Genomic DNA, 20738 nt, shown 5'->3' with positions numbered 1-20738 from the left:
AGGAGGTGAGCGGCGACATGGCCGATCGTGACGAGCCGACCGGCGCGTTGGTCCGTCCATACGCCGTGACCCGAGGTCGTACCCGTCCCCGCCTCGACATCGCCCTGGAGGCGCTGGTCGAGACGACGGTGCGCGGTCGGGCCGCAGCCACTGGCAATGGTGGGCAAGGCCGTGAGCACCAGTACATCGCCGCGCTGTGTGACGGACGCGTGCAGTCGCTCGCCGAGATCGCGGCGCGAATGCAACTTCCGCTCGGCGTGGCCCGGGTGCTCATCGCCGATATGGCGACGGACGGCCTGGTCGCGGTCCACGAGCCGACCATCCTGGACGACTCGGACGACGCGGTGGGCACTGAACTGCTGGAGAGGGTGCTGAGTGGACTTCGCAGGCTCTGACATGTCGCACCGCCCGCCGACCCCGAGCGGGCGCGTGACGTCGGCGAAGATTGTTATCGCCGGTGGATTCGGCGTCGGTAAGACGACGCTGGTCGGCTCGGTCTCGGAGATCACGCCGCTGACCACCGAGGCCATCATGACTTCCGCCGGGGTCGGCGTCGACGACACCCGGCAGGTGCCGGGGAAGACGACGACCACGGTGGCCATGGACTTCGGTCGTATCTCGATCGATCGTGACCTGATCCTGTACCTCTTCGGTACGCCGGGTCAGACCCGTTTCTGGTTCATGTGGGATGAACTGGTGCGGGGGGCGATCGGTGCGGTCGTGCTGGTGGACACCCGTCGACTGGCCGACTGTTTCGCGGCGATCGATTTCTTCGAGCACCGGCGGCTGCCGTACCTGGTGGCCATCAACTGCTTCGACGGTATGCAGTACCACGACCCGCAGGACGTTCGGGATGCGCTTGCCATCTCCAGCGACGTGCCGGTGGTGGCCTGCGACGCCCGGAACCGGGAGTCGACGAAGCACGTACTGATCTCGCTGGTCGAGTACGTGCTCACGATGCGTCGCTCGCGCGCCGTCGCGCCCGCCTGACGATCGGTTCCAGCGCCCGGTGACGGCCCCGCCGCCACCGGGCGCTGTTGGCTGCGTCAGCTCAGCCGGTTCCAGGCGCCGTTGTCGACGCGGTACACGCCCAGGGAGTGGCGCTCCATGCCGCTGTGCCGGATGGGCGTGAACGAGTACATCCCCGCCATCCCGTCGGTGACCTGGTTCTGCAGGTACGCCCGCAGCCGGCCACGGTCCACGCTGTCGGCCAACTGCGCCGCCGTGCTGATGAGCAGCAGGGCGTCCGAGGCGTACGGAGCGAAGCCGCGGTAGGCGCCGTGCTGGCGGATGTACGCCGAGACGAGGTCGCGGTAGGCGCGTCCGGCGGCGCTGCTGTTGGCGACCGTGGAGCCGCCCAGCGACGACGGGTGGACCGCGTAGGAACCCTCGACGGCGGGCAGGTTGTGGCTCTCCAGGGTCTCCTCGGCCACCGCCCCGGCGTCGAAGAACAGCTCGCCGCGGTGTCCGGCCCCGCGTAGCGCCCTCGCGGCGGCACCGGAGCTCGGCGCGGTGGCCCACACCACCACGGCCTCGGCCCGGGCCGCCACGGCCTGTTCAGCGGCGCGGGCCACGCCCTCGTCCGAGGCCGGCAGCCGTACGGTGCGGGCCAGGTCGACCCCGGCGGTGCGCAGCGCGCCCGTCATGGCCCGCACGCCGGAGTCGCCGTGCAGCCCGTTCTCGGCCAGCAGCACCACCCGGCGCAGTCCTTCGGCGTCGATCAGCTGGGCGAGCCGGCGAGCCACGTCGCCGGCCTCCGGGGTGACCTTGTAGATGAAGGCCCGCTGGGCCAGCGGTACGGAGATGGAGTCGCCGAACGCCAGCGACACGAACGGCAGCCGTAGCTTCTGCGCCACCCCGATGACCGACATCGAGGTCTCCGCCAGCGTTGCCCCGAGCAGGGCGTGCACGTCGTCGCGGCGGCCCAGCTCGGTCGCCTGCCGGGCGGCGAGCTGGGGATCGCTGCCGTTGTCCAGCACCTCCAGGCGTACCCTCCGGCGGAGGTTGCCGACCGGCACGCCCTTGTCGTTGAGGGCCGCCGCGCTGATGGCCAGCGCCCGCTCCTGGGCGACACCCAGCGCCGCACCGGGCCCGCTCAGCTCCAACGTGGCGCCGACGACCAGCTCGTGCCCGGGGGTCGGCCGGATCACGGCCTCCTCGCGCCTGCCCTCGCGCCCGCAGGCGCCCAGCAGTAGCGTGCCCGCCGCCGCGGCCAGTACGCCGCGTCGGGTGAGCACGGATGGGCCGGTTACCGGTGTCGCCATGACTCGCCTTCCCGCCCGGCGACCTGCCGCCGGCTGTTCCGCGGGTATGCTCCCGGCCCCGCCGACCCGGCGTCAAATTATCCGGGTGTGGGCAGGAACACGCAGGTGGGAGGCCGTGTGGCAGAGGTCAGGAGCGGAAGCCGGCGGAGCGGTACTCGTACTCCCGGTCGTCGTCGCGGTCACCGGTGTCCCGGCTGAAGTCCCAGCCGCCGGCGGCCTCCCGCCCCGGTCGCCCGCCGACCGCGAACCCGCCGATCTCCTGCCCCCGGCGCCAGCCGCGGAAGTAGCCGGTGGTGTTCTCGGCAAGGCTGGCCGCGTCGCGCACGATCCGCAGCGGACGCTCCTCGCGCAGCGGCGACCCGGGCACCAGGTTGGCCTGCGGCACGCGCTTGGGCAGCCCGGCCGTGGTGTCGGCGCCCACCGCGGGGCGGGCGGCCTGCTCGGCGGCCTGCCACCCGCTGTCGGCGGTGGTCGACCAGTCCAGGTCGGCTTCCTCGCCGTGACCGACGAACCAGGCGGACCTGGCCTGGGCGAAGATCAGCAGATCGCCGTCGCCCTCGTCGGAGACCGGCGGCGGTCGGTGCTCGACCGGGGGCTCCGGTCGGCGCGCCGGTGGGAGGTCCAGGCGCTCGGCCGACCGGTTTCCGCGCTCCGGGCCGGCCCGGTCGACGAGCCGCAGCGGTGGGTTCTCCGGCTGCGCCTCGGCGCCGTTGCGCAACGCCCGGTCGGCCAGTGGCGGCGGCTCGACCAGCCGCAGCACCGGTGGCTCCGGCGGCAGGTCGTCCGCGAGCCACGGCGGGGTCACCCGGCGGTCGGCACCGGGCTCCTGGGGAGCCTCGGGGGCGCTGCGCCGGCCCCGGTCGTCGTACGAGCCGACGACGGGGTTGCGCGCGGACGTGTCGGCCGGGTTCGCCGGGTTGTTGACCAGCGGCCAGTTCGACCGGGAGCCCGGGGGAGGCGTCTCCTGCTCCGGTCGGGGCGTCGGCACCGGAACGCTGAGGTCGGTGGCGCTGAAGCCGCCGCTCGGGGCCGGGGGCGCGCCGTTGGTCTTCGGCCGGGGCGGGATCACGGTGCGCTGGCGCTCGGCCCGCGCACTGTTGATCGCCGCCGTGGTGAGGGTCGGCCGGAACGGCTCACCCGCCTCGGCGGGCGGGATCGCCCCACGCTGTGCCGGCGCGATCGGGGTGATCCCGGGCGGCGGCGGGGGCGGCGCGGAGATCGGCCGGTTGGTCGGCCCGTCGATCCGCGACGGAAGTGGCTCGGCGCGGGCCGGCGACGCCGACCGGGGCGGGCCGGCCACGGCGGCCGGTGCCATCGGCGAGGGCGCGACGGGTGGCGGGGCAACCGGGGAGGGAGCCACCGGCGGTGGCCCGAGTGGGCGCGGCGACGGCGGCGGGGCGTTGCCCGGCATCGGTTCCGGTCGGCTGCGCCGCCCGACGGATGGCTCGGTGCCGCCGGGGCGTACCGCACGCAGGCCGGCACCCGTGCCGGCGACGGCGGCCGACAGCTCGCCGACCTGCTCGCCGCGTCGTGCCGCGGCCCGCCGGCCGGACGCCTGCGTCGGCCCGGCGGTGCGGGCGCGCAGCGCGCCGACCAGGGCGTCGCAGCCGGCGTCGCAGGCCCGGACGGAGGCGACCGCCTGCCGGATGGTCTCGGCGGCGGCGGAGGTGAGGGCACGGTTGACCGTGGCCCGGCGTGGCGTCTCGGTGATGGCGACCCGCAGCGCGGTGACCGCCTCGTCGATCGCCTCCGCGTTGCCCGCACCCTCCGCGGCGAGCTGCGCGGCGACGGCGTCGGCGGTCACCGCCGCGTCACGGCCACGGCCGGCCGCGTCGGTGAGCATGCTCGGCTCGGGCAGGGCGTCCAGCACGGCCAGCGGGATCGACTCGGCGGGATCGGGGTAGGCGCGCAACGCGGCCGGGTAGAGCTCGCGCAGCACCTCACGCAGGGCGACCGCCGCGGAGTGCCGCCCGCTGGCCAGCGCGGCGTGCGCGGCGAGCACCTGCTTGTAGCCGGCGAGGTCGCGGGGGGCCGGCAGGGTCACGGCCGACAGCGCACCCGCCTGCAGGGAACGCGCCAGGCCGATGGCCCGCCGGACGGCCGGCGGTGACTGCATCTCCTCCAGCGAGTCGTCGTCGGCGAACCGCTCGGCGAAGTCGTCGACCGAGTCGTCGTCGGCGATCGCCAGCGGACGGCCGGCGGCGCTCAGCAGCGAGGTGACGGTGTGGTCGTCGCTGTCGGCGGCTATCGCCGCACCGCTCGGCCCGCCTGAGCGCTCCACGAGCAGCGTGACCAGCCGGGCGTAGCCCGCAGGGTCGTCGCCGATCTCGCAGACATGCAGCAGACGGCCTGCGTCGTCGACCACCGCGGACGTCAGCGCCGACCCGGCCGAAACCGGTCGGTCGGCCGGGTCCGCCGAGGCCAGACCGCAGTACACGCGCACGAGCGCCACGGCGTCGTCCTCCTCCCGGGACACAGGGCTTTCTCTGCCAGAGACTGATGCTCCCTGGTACGGGTCAGTCGCGCCAGTCCACGACCGCAGAGATCTTTCCGACAATGGTCCGCCAGCCCAGACTTGCGGTTTGTGCCCCAATTTTTTTCAGCCTACGCCGCCCCATGAAGCCGCCGATTCCGCCGTTGACCGAGGCGCGCAGCGCCTCGTCCAGGTCGTCGAGACTGGAGCCGCTGGAGAGCATGTCCAGCACCGCAGGCAGCTGCAACGCGTACGAGAGGTCGCGGGCGACCTCACCGGCCTCGATGAGCAGTGTCGGATCCCAGGTGTCGTGGCCGCCGCGAAGATTCTCCACGACGAGATCGAGTTCGTAGACGTCCTCGTCCCGGGGCGCGATGTCGGCGGGTTCCACCCGTTCGGACAGTTCATTCCAACTGTCCAGCTGGGACAGATCGTTGGGCGCGCCGGACCGGACGAAACTGACCAGGGATTCGGGCGTCTTGAACAGCAGCAGCCGACCCCGGTGGCTCAGGAAGACGGGCACCTCCTCGTCGCCGTCCTTGTCGTCGGCGGACTCGTCGGCGTCCTTCTCGTCGGCATCGTCGTCGCCGGCGGCGTCGCCGCGCGCGGCGCGCTTCTCCTCGTCGTCGCTCTCGGCGAACTCCCGGGCCAGGTCCTCGTCGAGGATGACGACGTCACCCTCGTCGTCCTCCTCGGTCTCCACGACCTGCCGGCGGGCGAGGAACGGATCATCGGCGTCGCGTTCGGCCACGTCGGTCGGGGTCAGTTCGCTGGCCGGCCGGTACGCCCGCAGGGTGAAGCCGGTGCCGGCCGGCAGGGCGATCTCCACCGGGTCGATCCGCAGCTCATCCCAGAGCGCGCGGTCCGCGTCGGCCGGCGCGACGGCGTCCGGCTCGTCGGCGTCCGGTGCGTCGGCATCCGGCTCGGCGAGGCCGGTCGTGTCATCGAGCTCGGGCTCGTCGGCGTCCGGCCGTTGGGGCGACTGGCGGGCCACGGTGACCTCCGGGTGCGTCGGGCTACCACCCGCCGGCGTTGATGCCGGTGAGTGACTCTGGGCACATACCCTAGTTGGCTGCGCTGGGTAACCGGTGGCCGCACCCCGGTGGCGCCACCACCCGGACAACAAGTAGCGTCTCTACGTATGAACGCCCAGGCGCTGCACGGACACCTCGACGCCCTGCTCCTGGCCGTGCTGGAACGGGGCGCCCAGCACGGCTACGCCATCATCGAGGCACTGCGGGCGCGCAGCGACGGCCGGCTCGATCTGCCCACCGGCACGGTCTACCCGGCGCTGCGGCGACTGGAGCGGGCCGGCCACGTGGCCAGCGCCTGGAGCACCGTCAACGGCCGGGAACGGCGGACGTACGAACTCACCGACGCGGGCCGGCGCGCGCTGGCCGACCAGCGGTCGGGGTGGCGTGAGTTCAGCGCGACGGTCGGGCGCTTCCTGGACCCGGGCGCCACGCCCACGACGGCCGGCTGACCCCTCAGCGGGTCGCCAGCAGCCAGACGCGGGCGGCCCGCCCCACCCAGACGTGGGCGGCGGTGGCGGCGACCATGCCGATGACCATCGGCGGCCAGGTGAGAGCCGCGTCCCAGAGCAGGAACGACCAGGTGAACAGCCCCGCGCCGGCCAGCGCGCCCAGGACGGCGGCACCGGTCAGCGCGGTGCCCACCGTGCGTGCCAGGCCGGTCAACGCGGGGCTGGCCGAGCGCGCGGTGGCCGTCACGAGCAGCAGCCCGGCCAGGCCGAGCAGGAACGCACCGGCCCAGATCCACTCCACCGACTGCGACAACAGCAGGTAGCCGTCCGGCGGTCGGGGACCGGCACTCCACGTCGATCCGCGCCAGGTCAGATCGCCGGCCACGGAGGCGGCCGCGGCGAAGGCGCCCACCCGCAGCGACAGCCCGCGCAGCGCCGCCACCGCCAACTCGGCCTGGTAAGCCGGGGCGAGCTGGTCCGGCGTACCGAACTCGGCGACCGCCTGCCGGGACGCCTCGCGGGCGGGCAGGCCGCTGTCCCGGTACGCCTCGACGGCGTCGAGCAGCCCGTGCCGTGCCTCGGTCATCAGGTCGGCGCGCAGCCGGCGCGGCCCACGGAGCCGACCGGCGAGTTGCCGCAGGTGCTCCTCGACCAACACGTCATCCCCGACCGGCATGCCCCCACCCTGCCATGCGCGGCGGTGCCCCGGCGTCGGGGACATCCCGGAGCCGCCCCCGAGGGGTCAGGGAGACAGGGCGAGGTAGCCGTGCTCGGCGGCCTGCTGCAGCACCCACTGCTCGCGGTACCAGCCCGGCGTCGAGACCAACTCCGTATGCCGGCCGCGCTGGACGACCCGGCCGGCGTCCAGCACCAGGATCTCGTCGAGCGCGGCGAGGCCGCTGAGTCGATGGGTGATCAGCAGTACCGAGTGCCAGGCGGGGGTCGCGGCCAGCGTGGCGGCGAGCACCTCGTCGGCCGCGACCGGGTCGAGACCCTCGGTCGGCTCGTCGAGCACCAGCACCCCGGGCGCGGCGAGCAGGGCGCGGGCGAGCGCGAGCCGCTGCCGCTGACCGCCGGAGAGCTGCCCGCCCTCCTCGCCGACCACCGTGTCCCAGCCGTCCGGCTGGGCCCGGACCCAGTCCGTCAGCCCGGCCGCGGTGGTCGCGGCGGCCAGCGCCCCCTCGTCCGCACCCGGGCGGCCGAGCAGCACATTCTCCCGCACCGTGGCGTGAAAGACGTACGCCTCGGCGAGCAGCCCACCGACCAGCCCGGGCAGTTCGTCGGGTGGATACGCCGACACGTCCCGCCCGCTCAGGGTGACCCGGCCATGGTCGGGGCGTACCGCGCCGGTCAGGACGGCGGCCAACGTGCTCTTGCCCGCCCCGCTCGGGCCGACGACCGCCGTCCGGCTACCCGGCGGCAGGTCGAGGTCGAACCCGTCGAGCGCGGCGGGGGCGCCGGGCCGGTAGCGGACGGTCACCCCGTCGAACCGTACGGCCGGCGCGACGGCCGCCTCGCGCGGCCCGGCGGTCGCCGCGCCCTCGGCCGGGTCGGCGGGCCGGGCGGGCGCGGCGCGGTCGGCTGCGGGCCCGGGGCCCGGGGCGGCCTCCAGGAGCTGGGCGATCCGCGCCAGGCCGGAACGCAGCCCGGTCCACTGCCGGGCGGCGCCGACCAGCGCCAGGGCGATCTCCACCGCCGCCAGCGTGCCGACCGCCAGGACGCCGACCAGCACCCCGTCCACGCCGGCGCCCAGCGCGACGAGCACCACCGCGCCGGCGGTGAGCCCGGCCACCAGCACCCCGGCGGCGTCGACGGCGAAGCCGAGCGCGGCGAGCCGCCGTTCCAGCCGGGCCAGCCGCCGGGCGCGATGCCCGGCCGCGTCCAGCGCGTCCCGGGTGGCGCCGAAGGCGGCCAGGTCGGCGGCGCCGTGGGTCAGATCGACCGCGTCGGTGGCGAGCGCGCCCCGCAGCGGCGCCACCTCGGCGGCGGCCCGTCGGGTCAGCAGGGTGGCCAGCGCCGGCAGGACCAGGCCGGCCACCAGCAGCCCGGCGGCCAGCACGAGCGCGGCGGGCGGCGACACGAGCGCGGTCAGGCCGACGGCCAGCAGGCCCACCAGACCGGCCGCGGTGGCCGGGACGAGCACCCGCAGCAGCAGATCCTGCACCGCCTCCACGTCGGAGACCAGCCGGCTCAGCGCGTCCCCGCTGCGAGGCGGGGCACCGCGCCGGGCGGCCAGGGTGCCGAAGACCCGCGCCCGGACGTCGGTGACCAGGCGCAGCACCGCGTCGTGCCCGGCGAGGCGTTCGGTGTAGCGCAGCACGCCCCGACCGACGGCCAGCGCGCGCACCGCGACGATCGCCACGGTGAGCCGGTCCAACGGGGGCTGACCGGCCGCCGTCATCAGCAGCCACGTCGCGGTGGCCATCAGGGCCAGCCCGGCGAACTCGGTGGCCGCGGCGAGCAGGCCGGCGCCGACCAGGCGCCTCAGGTACGGCCGGGCCAGCCGCAGCACGGTCAGCTCGGGTGCGAGGCCGGCGCCCGTGGCCGACGAAGGGTGTCTCATCGCGCCTCCCCGGCCGGCGCTGGGGTCAGCTCGGTGACCCGGCCGTCCTCGACCCGCAGGATGCGATCGGCGTCGGTCAGCAGCGCGGGTCGGTGGGCGACCAGCAGCGCGGTGCGGCCGGCGACCAGCCGGCGGGTGGCCGACAGCACCGCGGCCTCGGCGGCGGCGTCGAGTCGCGCGGTCGGCTCGTCGAGCAGCACCACCGGCGCGTCCCGCAGGAACGCCCGGGCCAGCGCCACCCGCTGCCGTTGCCCGCTGGACAGGCCGTGGCCCCGTTCGCCGAGCCGGGTGTCCAGCCCGTCGGGCAGGGCGTCGACCACGTCGTCGAGCGCGGCGGCATTGACGGCGGCGGCGAGGGCGACCGGAGGGGCGTCGGGGGCGCCGAGCCGGATGTTGTCGGCCAGCGACGCAGCGAACAGGTGGGCCCGCTGCGGTACCCAGGCCAGCTGCCGGCGCCAGCCGTCGAGATCGGCGTGGGCCAGGTCGACCCCACCGACGGTGACCCGCCCGGCGGTCGGGCTCACGAAGCCGAGCAGCAGGCCGAGCAGGGTGCTCTTGCCGGCACCGCTCGGCCCGATGATCGCGATCCGTTCACCGGGCCGGATGGTCAGCGAGACGTCCCGCAGCGCCGTGGTGCGCTCGTACGCGACGGTCACCGACTCGAAGCGGATCTCGTCGCGGCCGTCAAGTCGCACGGCGGCGCGGTGCGGCGCTGCCGGTGGCGCCGAGCCGGAGAGGGTGAGCGCCTCGTCGAGCGCGGTGAGCCCCTCCATGCTGGCGTGGAACCGGCTGCCGGCCGCCCGCAGGGGGAGGTACGCCTCCGGGGTGAGCAGCAGCACCAGCAGCGCGGTCTGCAGGGCCAGCCCGCCGCCGAGCAGCCGGATACCGACCGGGACCGCGACCAGCGCCACCGACAGGGTGGCCACGAGTTCCAGCACCAGCGCGGAGAGGAAGGCGATCCGCAGGGTTTTCATGGTGGCGACCCGGTGGCCGTCGGCCATCCGTCGCACCGCTTCGGTCTGTGCTCGGGCGCGGCCGAACGCGCGCAGCGTAGGCAGCCCGGCCACCATGTCCAGGAAGTGCCCGCCGAGCAGCGACAGCCGCCGCCACTGGCGTTCGGTGGCGGCCTGGGCCTGCCAACCGAGCAGCGCACCGAAGATCGGGATGAGTGGCAGCGTCAGCGCGATGATCACCGCCGAACTCCAGTCGGCGAGGAAGACCCGGCCCAGCACCGCGACGGGCACGGTGACGCTCAGCACGAGCTGCGGCAGGTAGCCGGTGAAGTAGGCGTCCAGCGCGTCCAGCCCGCGACCGGCGAGTGTGGCCAACTGCCCGGCCCGCTGCCCGGCGACCCAGCCGGGGCCGTGCCGGGCGACCGCGCCGAGCAGGTCCGCCCGCAGCGCCGCCTTGACCGTGGCGGCCACCCGCGCCGACACGGCACCCTGCGCCCAGACCACCAGCGAGCGGGCCGCGACGGCGGCCACGAAACCGGCCAACGCGGGCCGGTCCAGCTGCCCGGTGAACGCCGTGGCCAGCAGCAGGGCCAGGGCGGTGGCCTGCGCCACGACGAGCCCGGCGGCGAGCACGCCGAGGAACGCGAGCAGGGCAAGGTCGCGCCGGGCAGCAGGAACCCGGCGCAGCAGCCGCGGGTCGAAGGGGCGGCGGTTCACCAGTACACCGGTGCCCCGCCGTCGGTCCGTCCCCGGAAAATCCACCAGCACATCGCCTGGAAGCCTAGTAGGGCCGGCAGGAGTGGCACCGCCAGCCAGCCCAGCAGGCGCAGGGTTGGTGCGCTCGCCGCCGCGTCGGCGACGCTCAGCGACGCCGCCGGATCGACGGTCGACACCAGCACGTAGGGCCAGAGAGTCGCCCCGACCAGCAGCACAGGCAGGGCAAGCGCCGCCGCGGTGGCGGCGAAGGCCACGCCGGATCGCCGCCGCCCGAGCGCCGCCCGCGCGGCCAACAGGGCCACCACCACGAGCATTCCCAGCAGTACGCCGAGTGACGGGCGCTGCGCGGCGGCGCGTACCCGGTCGGAGAGCAGGCCGACGATGGTGGCCGCGCCGACCGCGGTGATCGCGGTGAGCAGCAGCCGGCGGGCCAACGGCCGGAGCCGGTCGCCCTCGGCGGCGGGCAGCCGGAGCGTGAGGAAGGTCGCACCGTGCGCCGCGACCAGGGCGACCAGGGCCAGCCCGGTGGCGGCCGCGAACGGGGTGAACAGGTGGGTCACCCCGGCGACGTGCCCGTCGGCGCGCAGCGGTACGCCCTGCAACAGCCCGGCGAGCACCACGCCCCAGCCGAGCGCGGCGAGCAGGCTGCCGACCACGATCACCCGGTCCCACCCGGCGCGGGCGCTCCGACTGCTGGGACGGCTGCGCAGCTGCACCCCGGCGGTCACCAGGATCACGCCGGTCAGCGCGGTGGCCACGGCCGGGTAGCTGCCGGCGAGCAGTTCCCCCTCCAGCACCGGGAACGCGCCGAACAGGATGCCGACGGCGGCCACCAGCCACACCTCGTTGCCGAGGAAGAACGGCCCGACCGCGTTGAGGGCGGCGCGCCGGCGGGGTGCGTCGGCGCCCCGGGCGAGCAGCAGGCCGACGCCGTAGTCGTAGCCGCCGAGCACCAGGTAACCGGCGAAGAAGAGGCCCAGCAGGGCGTACCAGGCGAGTTCCATCACGGCTCCTCAGACGAAGGCGGGCTCGGGGCGGGGGTCGTCGGCCGGCGGCTGGGCCGGCGGGCGGCCGAGGGTGGGATCGGCGGCGCCCCGGGCGGCGTGCCGGGCCAGCAGCACCCAGTTGGTGACGGCGAGCGTGCCGAGCAGCAGGGTGAAGCCGGTCAGCGAGGTCGCCATCAACCAGGGGCTGATCGGCGAGACCGCCTGCTCCACCGGCAGTAGCCCGTACGCCACCCAGGGGTGACGGCCGACCTCGCGGGCGATCCAGCCGAGGATCAGGGCCACGAACGGCAGCGGCAGGGTGAGCATCAGCAGCCAGAGCGGGAACCGGAGCCGGATGATCCAGTCCCGCCGGAGCAGCGGGACGAGCAGCCAGAGCAGGCCGAGGCCGAAACCGATGAGGATCATGAAGCCGAGCCCGACGTTGGACAGCACCGGGGGCAGGTAGTCGCCGGGACCGTAGCGGGCGGTCCAGTCGGCGACCAGGGCATCGGCCGCCGGGTTGCCGCCGAACTTGGTGGGCTGCACGGCGCCGACCGGCCCGAACTGGGCGAAGCCGAACCCCTGCACGAGGGTGATCGCCAGCGCGGCGGTGACCAGCCCGATCCGCAGCGAGGTGCGGAACAGCGCGTAGTCGGTGGTGCGGCGGTTCAGGTGCCAGGCGCTGATCGCGGCCATCAGCAGGCCGCCGGTGAGCAGGGCCGCCGACACCACGTGCCCGAACGCCATGCCCAGCGCGGGGTTGCTCAGCAGCGCCGGGAATTCGGTCAGGTGGGCGACGCCGTCGCGTACCTCGTAGCCGACCGGGTTCTGTAGCCAGGAGTTGGCCACCATGATCCAGAACGCCGAGGCGTACGCGGTCAGCGCGACGCCGTAGAGCAGCGCGAGGTGTACGCCCCGGCGCAGCCGGTGCCACCCGAAGATCCACATGCCGAGGAAGGTCGATTCGAGGAAGAAGGCGACCAGGGTCTCGATCGCCAGCGGGGCGCCGAAGACGTTGCCGACGTAGCGCGACAACCCGCTCCAGTTCAGTCCGAACTGGAACTCCATCACGATGCCGGTGGCGATCCCGAGCACGTAGTTGATCACGTAGAGCTGGCCCCAGAACCGGGTCAGCCGCTCCCAGCGCGGGTTGCCGGTGATCACCCAGGCGGTCTGCAACCCGACCAGCAGCGTGACCAGGCCGAGCGTGACGGCCACGAAGAGGAAGTGGACCGAGGCGGTGGCGGCGAACTGCAGGCGGGCGAGGAGCAGGGTGTCCATGTGTCGGCTCTCCTGGGACGGGGACCGATGATGGTAGCGAGGCTACACGTAGAGACGCTACCTATGTGCGCCCGGCCGGGCGGTCCCGCGCGATGGCGCGGATCAGCTCAGGGGTCAGCTTCCGGATCAGCTCAGGGTCAGCTCAGGAAGAGCGAGACGGGCAGGGCGGCCACGGTCGTGGTCACGGTAAGGGCGACGGCGCCGAGCAGCCGGGGCGGGCGTTCGGCGACCAGCAGCCGCTGCACCCGTACGTCCAGGTCCCGGTCGCCCAGGCCGAGCGCGCCCGCCGGGGTGATCCGGTTGCCGGCGGCGGCGAACCGGCGCAGCGCACCGGCCAGCGGGGCCTCGGCGTGCAGCTCGCGGGCCTTGTCGTCGGCGCGCATCTCGACCAGCAGGGAGACCCGCTCGTGCGCCTCGCGGACCCAGCGGAGCCAGGGCAGTGCCCGGCAGAGCGCGGTGAACGGCAGCAGCACCAGATCGTGCCGTTCCTGGGCGTGCGCCCGCTCGTGGCTCAGCACCGCCGCCAACTCGGCCCGGTCGAGCAGGCTGAGCGTGCCGGCGCTGACCACCACCCGGGGCTTCACCCCCGGCAGGCAGTACGCGGCCGCGCCCGGGTGGTCGAGCACCAGCGCGCCGGGCACGGTGGGATCCCGCCGGGCCACCAGCGTGAGCAGGTCCCGGTGCCGGCGCTGGGCGCGTACCGTGCCGTGGATGCTGCGTACCGTCGTGGTCAGCAGCACCGCACCGATGCCGAGCCCGACGCCGACCAGCCCCAGGTGCGCGGCACCGAGGCCCGCCGGCAGGGTGCTGTGCCACAGGTCGTTCGCGAGCGCGAGCAGGGCGCTTCCGGTGCCCCGCTGGTACGGCGCGAGCCCGAGCGCGATCGGCAGGCCCATCGCGGAGAGACCGACCCCGAGGCCGATCGCCTGCCAGCAGAGGATCGCCACCCGAGGGCTGCGCCACGTCCAGGTCGCGCGGGCCAGCACCTGGGCGATCAGCCAGCAGGCCAGCATCGAGGCGGCGAAGTGCAGGGGATGAGCCACGGCGTCGCCCCTACCGCTCCGTGCCCTCGTCGGTCAGGGCGGCGCGCAGCACGTCCGCTTCGGTGCCGGTGACCGAGCGGGCGAACCGGACCAGTGCCGCGTCCCGGCTGCCGCCGAGGTCGAGCGCGTCGAGCATGAGCTGGGCAATGTACGCCTCCCGGCTGGCCGCGGCGCGGTAACGCCAGGCCCGGCCCTCCCGTTCGCGCTGCACCATGTCCTTGCCGGCCAGCCGGTCCAGCACCGTCATCACCGTGGTGTACGCCAGCTCCCGCCCGTCCAGGGCGTCGGCCACCTCGCGCACCGTCACTCCGGACGACGTGGCGGGAACCGTGTCCCACAACACGTCCATCACCGCACGCTCAAGATCCCCCAACCGAGTCACCCCAAAATCCTACCCCCCGTAGTAGACCCCACCCCGCACGCCCACCCCCGCTCCCCGCCGCCCCCACCCCCGCTCCTCGCCGCGCCCGCCCCGCCCCGCCCAAGATCCGCGCAACTTCAGGGATACTGCTGCCTCATCACCCACTCGACCCAGCAACATCCCCGAAGTTGCGCGGATCTTGAACGAGACACACACGACAACCCGAGGACCCGACGCTGGGCAGCACCCCGCAAGCCGTGACCCACGGACGATCCGCGCCCACGTCAGGGTTTCCGGGGAGGCCCGCCCGCGCAGGGATCAAGCCTGACCGCCCGGAGCGGGCGGGCCTCCCCGGAAACCCCCACCGCAAGCAGTGCCGCAGGAAACGCCGGAAACCCCCACCGCAAGCAGTGCCGCAGGAAACGCCGGAAACCCCCGCCGCAAGCAGTGCCGCAGGAAACGCCGGAAACCCCCACCGCAAGCAGTGCCGCAGGAAACGCCGGAAACCCCCACCGCAAGCAGTGCCGCAGGAAACGCCGGAAACCCCCACCGCAAGCAGTGCAGGAGCGTCACACTCCCTTGGGGTGCCACACCGTCTTCGTCTCCAGCAGTGCGGTCATCCGACCAAGGCCGGGATCCGCCGACCAGTCGTGATCCGCCGGCACCGGCCGGAGCACCCGCTTGAGGTTCTCCGCCGCCCTGACCTCCAGGTCGGCCGCCAGCTCCGGGTCGGTGACGCCGGTCAGGTCGATCGCGTTGACGTCCATGTGCGCGGCGAGCGTCGGCACGGTCTCCGACAGGCGGCCGGTGAGGATGTTGACCACCCCGCCCGGCAGGTCGGAGGTGGCCAGCACCTCGGCCAGGGTCACCGCGGCCAGCGGCGCGGCGGGCGATGCGGCGACCACGACCGTGTTGCCGGTGACGATCGCCGGGGCGATCACGCTGACCAGGCCGAGCAGCGCCGGTGCCTCCGGGGCCACCACCGCCACCACGCCCGTCGGCTCGGGCGCCGACAGGTTGAAGTACGGCCCGGCCACCGGGTTCGCGCCCCCGTACACCTGGGGGAGCTTGTCGGACCAGCCCGCGTACCAGACCCAGCGGTCGGTCGCGGCGTCGACCTCGTCGCCGGGCACGCCGAGGGCGACGAACTGCTCGCGCCGGCCCTCCAGCATCTCGGCAACCCGGTAGAGGATCTGACCCCGGTTGTACGCGGTCGCCCCGGCCCAGCCCTTGACGGCGGCCCGGGCGGCCACCACGGCGTCCCGTGCGTCCTTGCGGGAGGCCAGCGACACGTTGGAGTCCTGCACGAGATACGACCGTCCCGACTCGCTACGCGGGAACTTCCCGCCGATGAAGAGCTTGTACGTCTTGCGTACCGCGACCCGCTCAGACATTGAGGTACGCCTCCAGCCCGTGCCGGCCGCCCTCGCGACCGTAGCCCGACTCCTTGTAGCCGCCGAACGGCGAGGTCGGGTCGAACTTGTTGAACGTGTTGGCCCAGACCACCCCGGCGCGCAGCCGGTCGGCCATCCACAGGATCCGGGAACCCTTGTCGGTCCAGATGCCCGCCGACAGTCCGTACGGCGTGTTGTTCGCCTTCTCCACGGCCTCGGCCGGGGTGCGGAAGGTCAACACGGACAGCACCGGGCCGAAGATCTCCTCCCGGGCGACCCGGTGCGCCTGGGTGACCCCGGTGAAGATGGTCGGCGCGAACCAGAAGCCCCGTTCCGGCAGCTCGCACGGCGGCGACCACTGCTGCGCGCCCTCGGCGGCACCGGCCTCGGTCAGCTCCCGGATCCGGGCCAGCTGCGCGGCCGAGTTGATCGCGCCGATGTCGGTGTTCTTGTCCAGCGGGTCGCCGAGCCGCAGCTGGGCCATCCGCCGCTTGAGCGACTCCAGCACCGCCTCGGCGACGGACTCCTGGACCAGCAGCCGGGAGCCGGCGCAGCAGACGTGCCCCTGGTTGAAGAAGATGCCGTTGACGATGCCCTCGACCGCCTGGTCGACCGGGGCGTCGTCGAAGACGATGTTGGCGGCCTTGCCGCCCAGTTCCAGGGTGAGCTTCTTGCGGCTGCCGGCGACCGCGCGGGCGATGGCCCGGCCGACGTCGGTGGAGCCGGTGAAGGCGACCTTGTCCACGTCCTGGTGCTCGACCAGCGCCCGGCCGGTGTCGCCGGCGCCCGTGACGATGTTGACCACGCCGGCCGGCAGGTCGGCCTGCTGGCAGATCTCGGCGAAGAGCAGCGCGGTCAGCGGGGTGGTCTCGGCCGGCTTCAGCACCACCGTGTTGCCGGCGGCGAGGGCCGGGGCGATCTTCCAGGCCAGCATCAGCAGCGGGAAGTTCCACGGGATGACCTGCGCGGCCACGCCGAGGGGCCGTGGGTTCGGCCCGAAGCCGGCGTGCGGCAGCTTGTCGGCCCAGCCGGCGTAGTAGAAGAAGTGCGCGGCGACCAGCGGCAGGTCGACGTCCCGGGACTCCTTGATCGGCTTGCCGTTGTCCAGTGACTCCAGCACCGCCAGCTCGCGCGAGCGCTCCTGGATGATCCGGGCGATCCGGAACAGGTACTTCGCCCGGTCCCGGCCCGGCATCGGACCCCAGACCTTCTCGTACGCCCGGCGGGCCGCGCGGACGGCACGGTCCACGTCCTGCGTACCGCCCTCGGCGATCTCGGCCAGAACCTCCTCCGAGGCCGGGTTGATCGACTTGAAGCTGCCGCCGTCGGCCGGGTCGACGAACTTTCCGTCGACGAAGAGCCCGTACGAGGGCCTGAGGTCCACCACCGAGCGCGACTCGGGTGCGGGTGCGTATTCGAACATCGGGTTCAGTCCAGGGTGAAGTAGTCGGGGCCGGCGTAGACACCGGTCGTCAGCTTGGTGCGCTGCATCAGCAGGTCGTTGAGGAGGCTGGAGGCGCCGAAGCGGAACCAGTCCGGGTCCAGCCAGTCCGGCCCGACGGTCTCGTTGACCATGACCAGGTACTTGATCGCGTCCTTGGTGGTCTTGATGCCGCCGGCCGGCTTGACGCCCACCTGTCGCCCGGTGGCGGCCCGGAAGTCGCGCACCGCCTCCAGCATCACCAGCGTCACCGGGAGGGTGGCGGCGACCGGGACCTTGCCGGTGGAGGTCTTGATGAAGTCGCCGCCGGCCAGCATCGCCAGCCAGGAGGCGCGGCGTACGTTGTCGTAGGTGGCCAGCTCGCCGGTCTCCAGGATCACCTTGAGGTGCGCTCGCGGTCGCCCCTGGCGACCGGCATCAGCACTGCCGCAGGCTTCCTTGATCGCTACGATCTCGTCGTAGACCTCCTGGTAACGCCCGGCCAGGAACGCGCCCCGGTTGATCACCATGTCGATCTCGTCGGCGCCGGCCTCGACGGCCGCCCGGGTGTCGGCGAGCTTGACCTCCAGCGGCGCCTGACCCGACGGGAACGCGGTGGCCACGCTGGCCAGGTGCACCACGCCGGGTCCGGCCGGCGCGACGCCGTCCGCCTGTCCCGGTCCGCCGGTTGGCCGCCCGGACCCGGCGGCGGAACCCCGGAGCACCTCGGCCACGTACGGGACCATCGCGGGGTAGACGCAGACCGCGCCGACGTGCGGGCAGGACGGGTCGGCCGGATCGGGTCGCAGCGCCTTGGCGGCGAGCGCCCGCACCTTGCCGGGCGTGTCCGCGCCCTCCAGCGTGGTCAGGTCGACCATCCGGATCGCGAGGTCGATCGCCTGCGCCTTGGCGGTGGTCTTGATGGATCGGGTGCCGAGTTGGGCTGCCCGCTGCTCCGCGCCGACCTGGTCCACGCCCGGTAGGCCGTGCAGGAAGGTCCGCAGAGCGGTCTCGGATCGTCCCAGCTCGGAGAGGTCCGACCGGGCCGACGTCGCTGTCGCCGTCATGTCCCGAAGTCTACGCAGGTTGACACCGCGTGATCTTGGCCACTGCGCCCGCCGCCGGTCGCTGCCACCGGTCGCCGGAGCGCTCGCGGGTGAGCGGCGTCGCTGGTCCGGGCCGGGGCCCGCGCGTCGACGGCCGGGACGGGTAGGTTGAGCGATCGTGGACGTACTCGTCATTGACCACCCGCTCGCCCAGTCCCGGCTGACCGCCATGCGGGACGAACGCACCGATTCCTCCTCGTTCCGGGCCGCGCTGCACGAACTCACCACCATGCTGGTGTACGAGGCCGCGCGCTCCTTCCCCGTGGAGACGTACCCGGTGCAGACCCCGGTGACCGCCACCGAGGGCACCCGGCTGGCCAACCCGCCGCTGCTGGTGCCGGTGCTGCGGGCCGGCCTCGGCATGGCGGATGCCGCACTCGGTCTGCTGCCCGAGTCCTCGATGGGCTTCGTCGGGCTGGCCCGCGACGAGGAGACGTTCGAGCCGCGCGCCTACATGGAGTCCCTGCCGCGGGAGCTGAGCGGCCTGCCGGTGCTGGTCCTCGACCCGATGCTCGCCACCGGCGGCTCGCTGGAGCACTGCTGCCGGCTGCTCGCCGAGCGTGGCTGCACCGACATCACCGTGCTCTGCGTACTCGCCGCGCCGGCGGGCATCGCGCGGCTGGAGCGTTCCGGCCTGCCGCTGCGCCTGGTGACGGCCGCCATCGACAACGGCCTCAACGACAACATGTTCATCGTGCCCGGCCTCGGCGACGCCGGTGACCGGCAGTTCGGCGGCATGCCCCGGTTCTGACGCCGGCGGCGGTTTGTCCTGCGGGTGGGGACGTCCAGCCGCTAGCGTCTCGGGCCATGACTGGTGTTCCACTCGCCGAGGAACTGCTCCTGCTCGCCTACGACGACGAGACCGGCAGGGCGACCCTGCCGCGGATCAGCCTCGACCTGGGGATGGCCGCCGCCGTCCTGATCGAGCTGGCCCTGGCCGGTCGGATCGCGTACGCCGACGGGGCGCTGACGGCGGCGGATCCGACGCCGACGGGCGAGCCGGTCACCGACGCGGTGCTGGCCAAGATCGCGGGCGACACCCCGCACAGCCCCTCGTCCTGGGTGCAGCGGCTGCGCCACGGCCTCCGCGACCGGATCCTCGGCGATCTCTGCGACCAGGGCGTCGTCCGGGACGTCGACGAGACGGAACTGGGCTTCATCCACGTGCACCGCTATCCGGTGGTGGATCGGTCGGTGGAGGCGGAGACCCGGCAGCGGCTCGCCGAGGCGCTCACCGGGGCCGCCCCGGACGAGCGGACCGCCGCGCTCGCCACCCTGGTCGCCGTACTCCGGATGGAGTCCGCGCTCGGTGTCACCGGTGAGGCCGCCGCCGACGCCCGCCGCCGGCTGGAGGAGATCGCCAGCGGCGCCGGCTTCTCCGGCGAGGTCAACCTGGAGGACTCCGTGGTCCGCCCCTCGGTCAGCCTGGTCGTCACCGCCCTGGCCCGCGCCATAGACCACGCCCTAGGCCCCCGCCCCTAGCCCACCCCTTCCCCCTCCCCGTTCCCCCCGGCCATCTACCCGGTGATCATGAAGTTGTTGTCGCCCCGCTCGGCGTGTCGTGACAACAACTTCATGATCAACGAGGCGAGGGTGGGGGTGGGGGTTAGGGGGTTGGGGGGTGGGTGCGGAGGGCGGTGATGAAGGCGGACCAGGCGGTGGGGGGGACGGTGAGGGCCGGGCCGGTCGGGTCCTTGCTGTCGCGGACGCCGACGACGCCGGGCAGGTTGTCGGCGACCTCGACACAGTCGCCACCGTTGGTGCCGCTGCGGGTGCTGGTGCGCCACCGGGCGCCGGTCAGGTCACTCATAGCACTCTCCCAGGATGGCATCGATCAGCTCCATCGATTGTCGCTCGCCGAGCGCGGCGGATTCCAGCCCCCGCCAGACCCGCTCGTAGGCGGCGATCTCGCCTGGTTGGTCGAGGTAGAGCGCGCCGGTAAGCCCTTCGACGTAGACCGTCGGCGGCTCGGTCGGGCCGCCGAGCGATGACTCCGGAAAGTCGAGCAGGACGAAGGTGCCCGCCTCGGCGGCCAGCGGTGGCCCGGCGGCCAGGGGCAGGACCCGGATCGAGATGTTGTGCCGCTGGCCGACGGCGAGCAGGTGCCGGAGTTGACCGGCCATCACCGGCCGTCCCGGCACCGGGCGGCGCAGCACCGCCTCGCTGAGCATCACGGTCAGCTCCGGGGCCGGCGGGAGGCGCCGGGCCAGCAAGCCCTGCCGCTGGATCCGGAAGTTCACCGCCTTCTTCCGTTCCTCCTCACTCAACTCCGGCCGGTTGTGCAGGAAGAGCGCGGTGGCGTATTCGGGGGTCTGCAAGAGCCCCGGCACCAGTTCGGCGTTGTAGTGACGCACGCTGCTGGCGACATTCTCCAGCCCGATATAGAGCGAGAACCAGATCGGGATGGACCGGCCGTATGCGTGCCACCACCCCTCGGCCCTGCCGACCTCGGCCAACCCGAGCAGCACGCTCGCCTGGTCGGGAGTGGCCCGGTAAAGCTCGCAGAGCACCCGCACGTCCGGACCCCGTGCCGGCGTCAGGCCCCGCTCGATTCGCCAGATCTTCTGCCGCGAGCAGTCCAACTCGTCGGCGGCCGCCTCGATGGTGACCTGGGCGTCCACCCGAAGCTGGGTGAGCAGCCTGCCGAGTTGCCGTCGCGGCACGGTCGAGCCGTTCGTTGCATGCACCGTGCAA

At 73.7% G+C, this 20738-nt stretch carries 19 protein-coding genes and 1 pseudogene; 5 read left to right on the top strand and 15 right to left on the bottom strand.

Going from position 1 to position 20738, the window contains the following annotated elements; all coding sequences use genetic code 11:
- Window positions 1–17 precede the first annotated feature (17 nt).
- Entirely contained in the window at window positions 18–395 is a 378-nt protein-coding gene (locus O7615_RS05705; protein ID WP_091634396.1) for a DUF742 domain-containing protein, read from the top strand.
- 1 nt (window position 396) lies between these two features.
- Window positions 397–990 carry an ATP/GTP-binding protein gene (locus O7615_RS05700; RefSeq protein ID WP_089011241.1) on the top strand — a complete coding sequence of 198 codons (594 nt, stop codon included), beginning with the start codon at window positions 397–399 and terminating at the stop codon, window positions 988–990.
- Between the two features lie 56 nt (window positions 991–1046).
- On the opposite strand, the gene O7615_RS05695 is transcribed toward O7615_RS05700, so the two are convergent.
- The 3 genes from O7615_RS05695 to O7615_RS05685 form a co-directional block, all read right to left on the bottom strand.
- A complete protein-coding gene (locus O7615_RS05695) occupies window positions 1047–2264 on the bottom strand; it encodes an ABC transporter substrate-binding protein (RefSeq protein ID WP_278176250.1) in 1218 nt (405 codons plus the stop codon).
- A 127-nt stretch (window positions 2265–2391) separates the two neighbouring features.
- Window positions 2392–4740 (bottom strand): transposase, encoded by a 2349-nt coding sequence (locus O7615_RS05690; RefSeq protein ID WP_278176248.1) that lies wholly within the window; start codon window positions 4738–4740, stop codon window positions 2392–2394.
- 40 nt (window positions 4741–4780) lie between these two features.
- Window positions 4781–5731, bottom strand: coding sequence for a DNA primase (locus O7615_RS05685; RefSeq protein WP_278176247.1), 951 nt, complete (start codon window positions 5729–5731; stop codon window positions 4781–4783).
- A 147-nt stretch (window positions 5732–5878) separates the two neighbouring features.
- Between O7615_RS05685 and O7615_RS05680 the strand changes: the two genes are divergently transcribed.
- Entirely contained in the window at window positions 5879–6220 is a 342-nt protein-coding gene (locus tag O7615_RS05680; protein WP_278176246.1) for a helix-turn-helix transcriptional regulator, read from the top strand.
- A 4-nt stretch (window positions 6221–6224) separates the two neighbouring features.
- Here the strand turns inward: O7615_RS05680 and O7615_RS05675 are convergent, their stop codons facing one another.
- From O7615_RS05675 to deoC, 10 genes and pseudogenes are all read right to left on the bottom strand, one after another.
- Entirely contained in the window at window positions 6225–6896 is a 672-nt protein-coding gene (locus O7615_RS05675; protein ID WP_278176244.1) for a permease prefix domain 1-containing protein, read from the bottom strand.
- A 66-nt stretch (window positions 6897–6962) separates the two neighbouring features.
- Window positions 6963–8783, bottom strand: coding sequence for a thiol reductant ABC exporter subunit CydC (cydC, locus tag O7615_RS05670; RefSeq protein WP_347405069.1), 1821 nt, complete (start codon window positions 8781–8783; stop codon window positions 6963–6965).
- Window positions 8780–10453, bottom strand: a complete 1674-nt coding sequence (gene cydD, locus O7615_RS05665; protein WP_278176242.1) for a thiol reductant ABC exporter subunit CydD — start codon at window positions 10451–10453, stop codon at window positions 8780–8782. The genes cydC and cydD overlap by 4 nt, the downstream gene beginning before the upstream one ends.
- Window positions 10450–11457: a cytochrome d ubiquinol oxidase subunit II gene (locus tag O7615_RS05660; RefSeq protein WP_278176241.1), complete on the bottom strand. Its 1008-nt coding sequence runs from the start codon at window positions 11455–11457 to the stop codon at window positions 10450–10452. The genes cydD and O7615_RS05660 overlap by 4 nt, the downstream gene beginning before the upstream one ends.
- Before the next feature lie 9 nt (window positions 11458–11466).
- Complete coding sequence (locus tag O7615_RS05655) at window positions 11467–12720, bottom strand: cytochrome ubiquinol oxidase subunit I (RefSeq protein ID WP_278176240.1); 1254 nt, start codon at window positions 12718–12720, stop codon at window positions 11467–11469.
- 137 nt (window positions 12721–12857) lie between these two features.
- Window positions 12858–13763, bottom strand: a complete 906-nt coding sequence (locus O7615_RS05650) for a M56 family metallopeptidase (protein WP_278176239.1) — start codon at window positions 13761–13763, stop codon at window positions 12858–12860.
- A gap of 34 nt (window positions 13764–13797) precedes the next feature.
- A pseudogene (locus O7615_RS05645) lies at window positions 13798–14145 on the bottom strand (BlaI/MecI/CopY family transcriptional regulator); the annotation flags it as partial.
- Between the two features lie 548 nt (window positions 14146–14693).
- Window positions 14694–15518 carry an aldehyde dehydrogenase family protein gene (locus O7615_RS05640; RefSeq protein ID WP_278176238.1) on the bottom strand — a complete coding sequence of 275 codons (825 nt, stop codon included), beginning with the start codon at window positions 15516–15518 and terminating at the stop codon, window positions 14694–14696.
- Window positions 15511–16941 (bottom strand): aldehyde dehydrogenase family protein, encoded by a 1431-nt coding sequence (locus tag O7615_RS05635; RefSeq protein WP_278176237.1) that lies wholly within the window; start codon window positions 16939–16941, stop codon window positions 15511–15513. Before O7615_RS05635 ends, O7615_RS05640 begins: the two co-directional genes overlap by 8 nt.
- Before the next feature lie 5 nt (window positions 16942–16946).
- Entirely contained in the window at window positions 16947–18005 is a 1059-nt protein-coding gene (gene deoC, locus O7615_RS05630; RefSeq protein ID WP_278176236.1) for a deoxyribose-phosphate aldolase, read from the bottom strand.
- Window positions 18006–18162: 157 nt separating this feature from the next.
- On the opposite strand from deoC, the gene upp reads away from it, so the two are divergent.
- Window positions 18163–18795 (top strand): uracil phosphoribosyltransferase, encoded by a 633-nt coding sequence (upp, locus tag O7615_RS05625; RefSeq protein WP_278176235.1) that lies wholly within the window; start codon window positions 18163–18165, stop codon window positions 18793–18795.
- A 56-nt stretch (window positions 18796–18851) separates the two neighbouring features.
- On the top strand, window positions 18852–19526 hold the full coding sequence (locus tag O7615_RS05620) for a GPP34 family phosphoprotein (RefSeq protein WP_278176234.1): 675 nt from the start codon (window positions 18852–18854) through the stop codon (window positions 19524–19526).
- A 124-nt stretch (window positions 19527–19650) separates the two neighbouring features.
- On the opposite strand, the gene O7615_RS05615 is transcribed toward O7615_RS05620, so the two are convergent.
- Window positions 19651–19854: a DUF397 domain-containing protein gene (locus tag O7615_RS05615; RefSeq protein WP_278176233.1), complete on the bottom strand. Its 204-nt coding sequence runs from the start codon at window positions 19852–19854 to the stop codon at window positions 19651–19653.
- Window positions 19847–20731, bottom strand: coding sequence for a helix-turn-helix transcriptional regulator (locus tag O7615_RS05610; RefSeq protein ID WP_278176232.1), 885 nt, complete (start codon window positions 20729–20731; stop codon window positions 19847–19849). Before O7615_RS05610 ends, O7615_RS05615 begins: the two co-directional genes overlap by 8 nt.
- Window positions 20732–20738: the final 7 nt, after the last annotated feature.

Origin of the sequence: Micromonospora sp. WMMD1082 (assembly GCF_029626175.1) — a bacterium.
Taxonomy (GTDB): Bacteria; Actinomycetota; Actinomycetes; order Mycobacteriales; family Micromonosporaceae; genus Micromonospora.
The sequence above is the reverse complement of the archived record's forward strand: the minus strand, read 5'-3'. Positions and strand labels throughout refer to the sequence as shown.

Excerpts from the sequence above, each read along its gene's own strand:
- O7615_RS05705 (WP_091634396.1), top strand. The coding sequence starts at position 18 with ATGGCCGATCGTGACGAGCCGACCGGCGCGTTGGTCCGTCCATACGCC.
- O7615_RS05700 (WP_089011241.1), top strand. The coding sequence starts at position 397 with ATGTCGCACCGCCCGCCGACCCCGAGCGGGCGCGTGACGTCGGCGAAG.
- O7615_RS05695 (WP_278176250.1), bottom strand. The coding sequence starts at position 2,264 with ATGGCGACACCGGTAACCGGCCCATCCGTGCTCACCCGACGCGGCGTA.
- O7615_RS05680 (WP_278176246.1), top strand. The coding sequence starts at position 5,879 with ATGAACGCCCAGGCGCTGCACGGACACCTCGACGCCCTGCTCCTGGCC.
- O7615_RS05675 (WP_278176244.1), bottom strand. The coding sequence starts at position 6,896 with ATGCCGGTCGGGGATGACGTGTTGGTCGAGGAGCACCTGCGGCAACTC.
- cydC (WP_347405069.1), bottom strand. The coding sequence starts at position 8,783 with ATGAGACACCCTTCGTCGGCCACGGGCGCCGGCCTCGCACCCGAGCTG.
- O7615_RS05660 (WP_278176241.1), bottom strand. The coding sequence starts at position 11,457 with ATGGAACTCGCCTGGTACGCCCTGCTGGGCCTCTTCTTCGCCGGTTAC.
- O7615_RS05655 (WP_278176240.1), bottom strand. The coding sequence starts at position 12,720 with ATGGACACCCTGCTCCTCGCCCGCCTGCAGTTCGCCGCCACCGCCTCG.
- O7615_RS05640 (WP_278176238.1), bottom strand. The coding sequence starts at position 15,518 with ATGTCTGAGCGGGTCGCGGTACGCAAGACGTACAAGCTCTTCATCGGC.
- O7615_RS05635 (WP_278176237.1), bottom strand. The coding sequence starts at position 16,941 with ATGTTCGAATACGCACCCGCACCCGAGTCGCGCTCGGTGGTGGACCTC.
- deoC (WP_278176236.1), bottom strand. The coding sequence starts at position 18,005 with ATGACGGCGACAGCGACGTCGGCCCGGTCGGACCTCTCCGAGCTGGGA.
- O7615_RS05620 (WP_278176234.1), top strand. The coding sequence starts at position 18,852 with ATGACTGGTGTTCCACTCGCCGAGGAACTGCTCCTGCTCGCCTACGAC.
- O7615_RS05615 (WP_278176233.1), bottom strand. The coding sequence starts at position 19,854 with ATGAGTGACCTGACCGGCGCCCGGTGGCGCACCAGCACCCGCAGCGGC.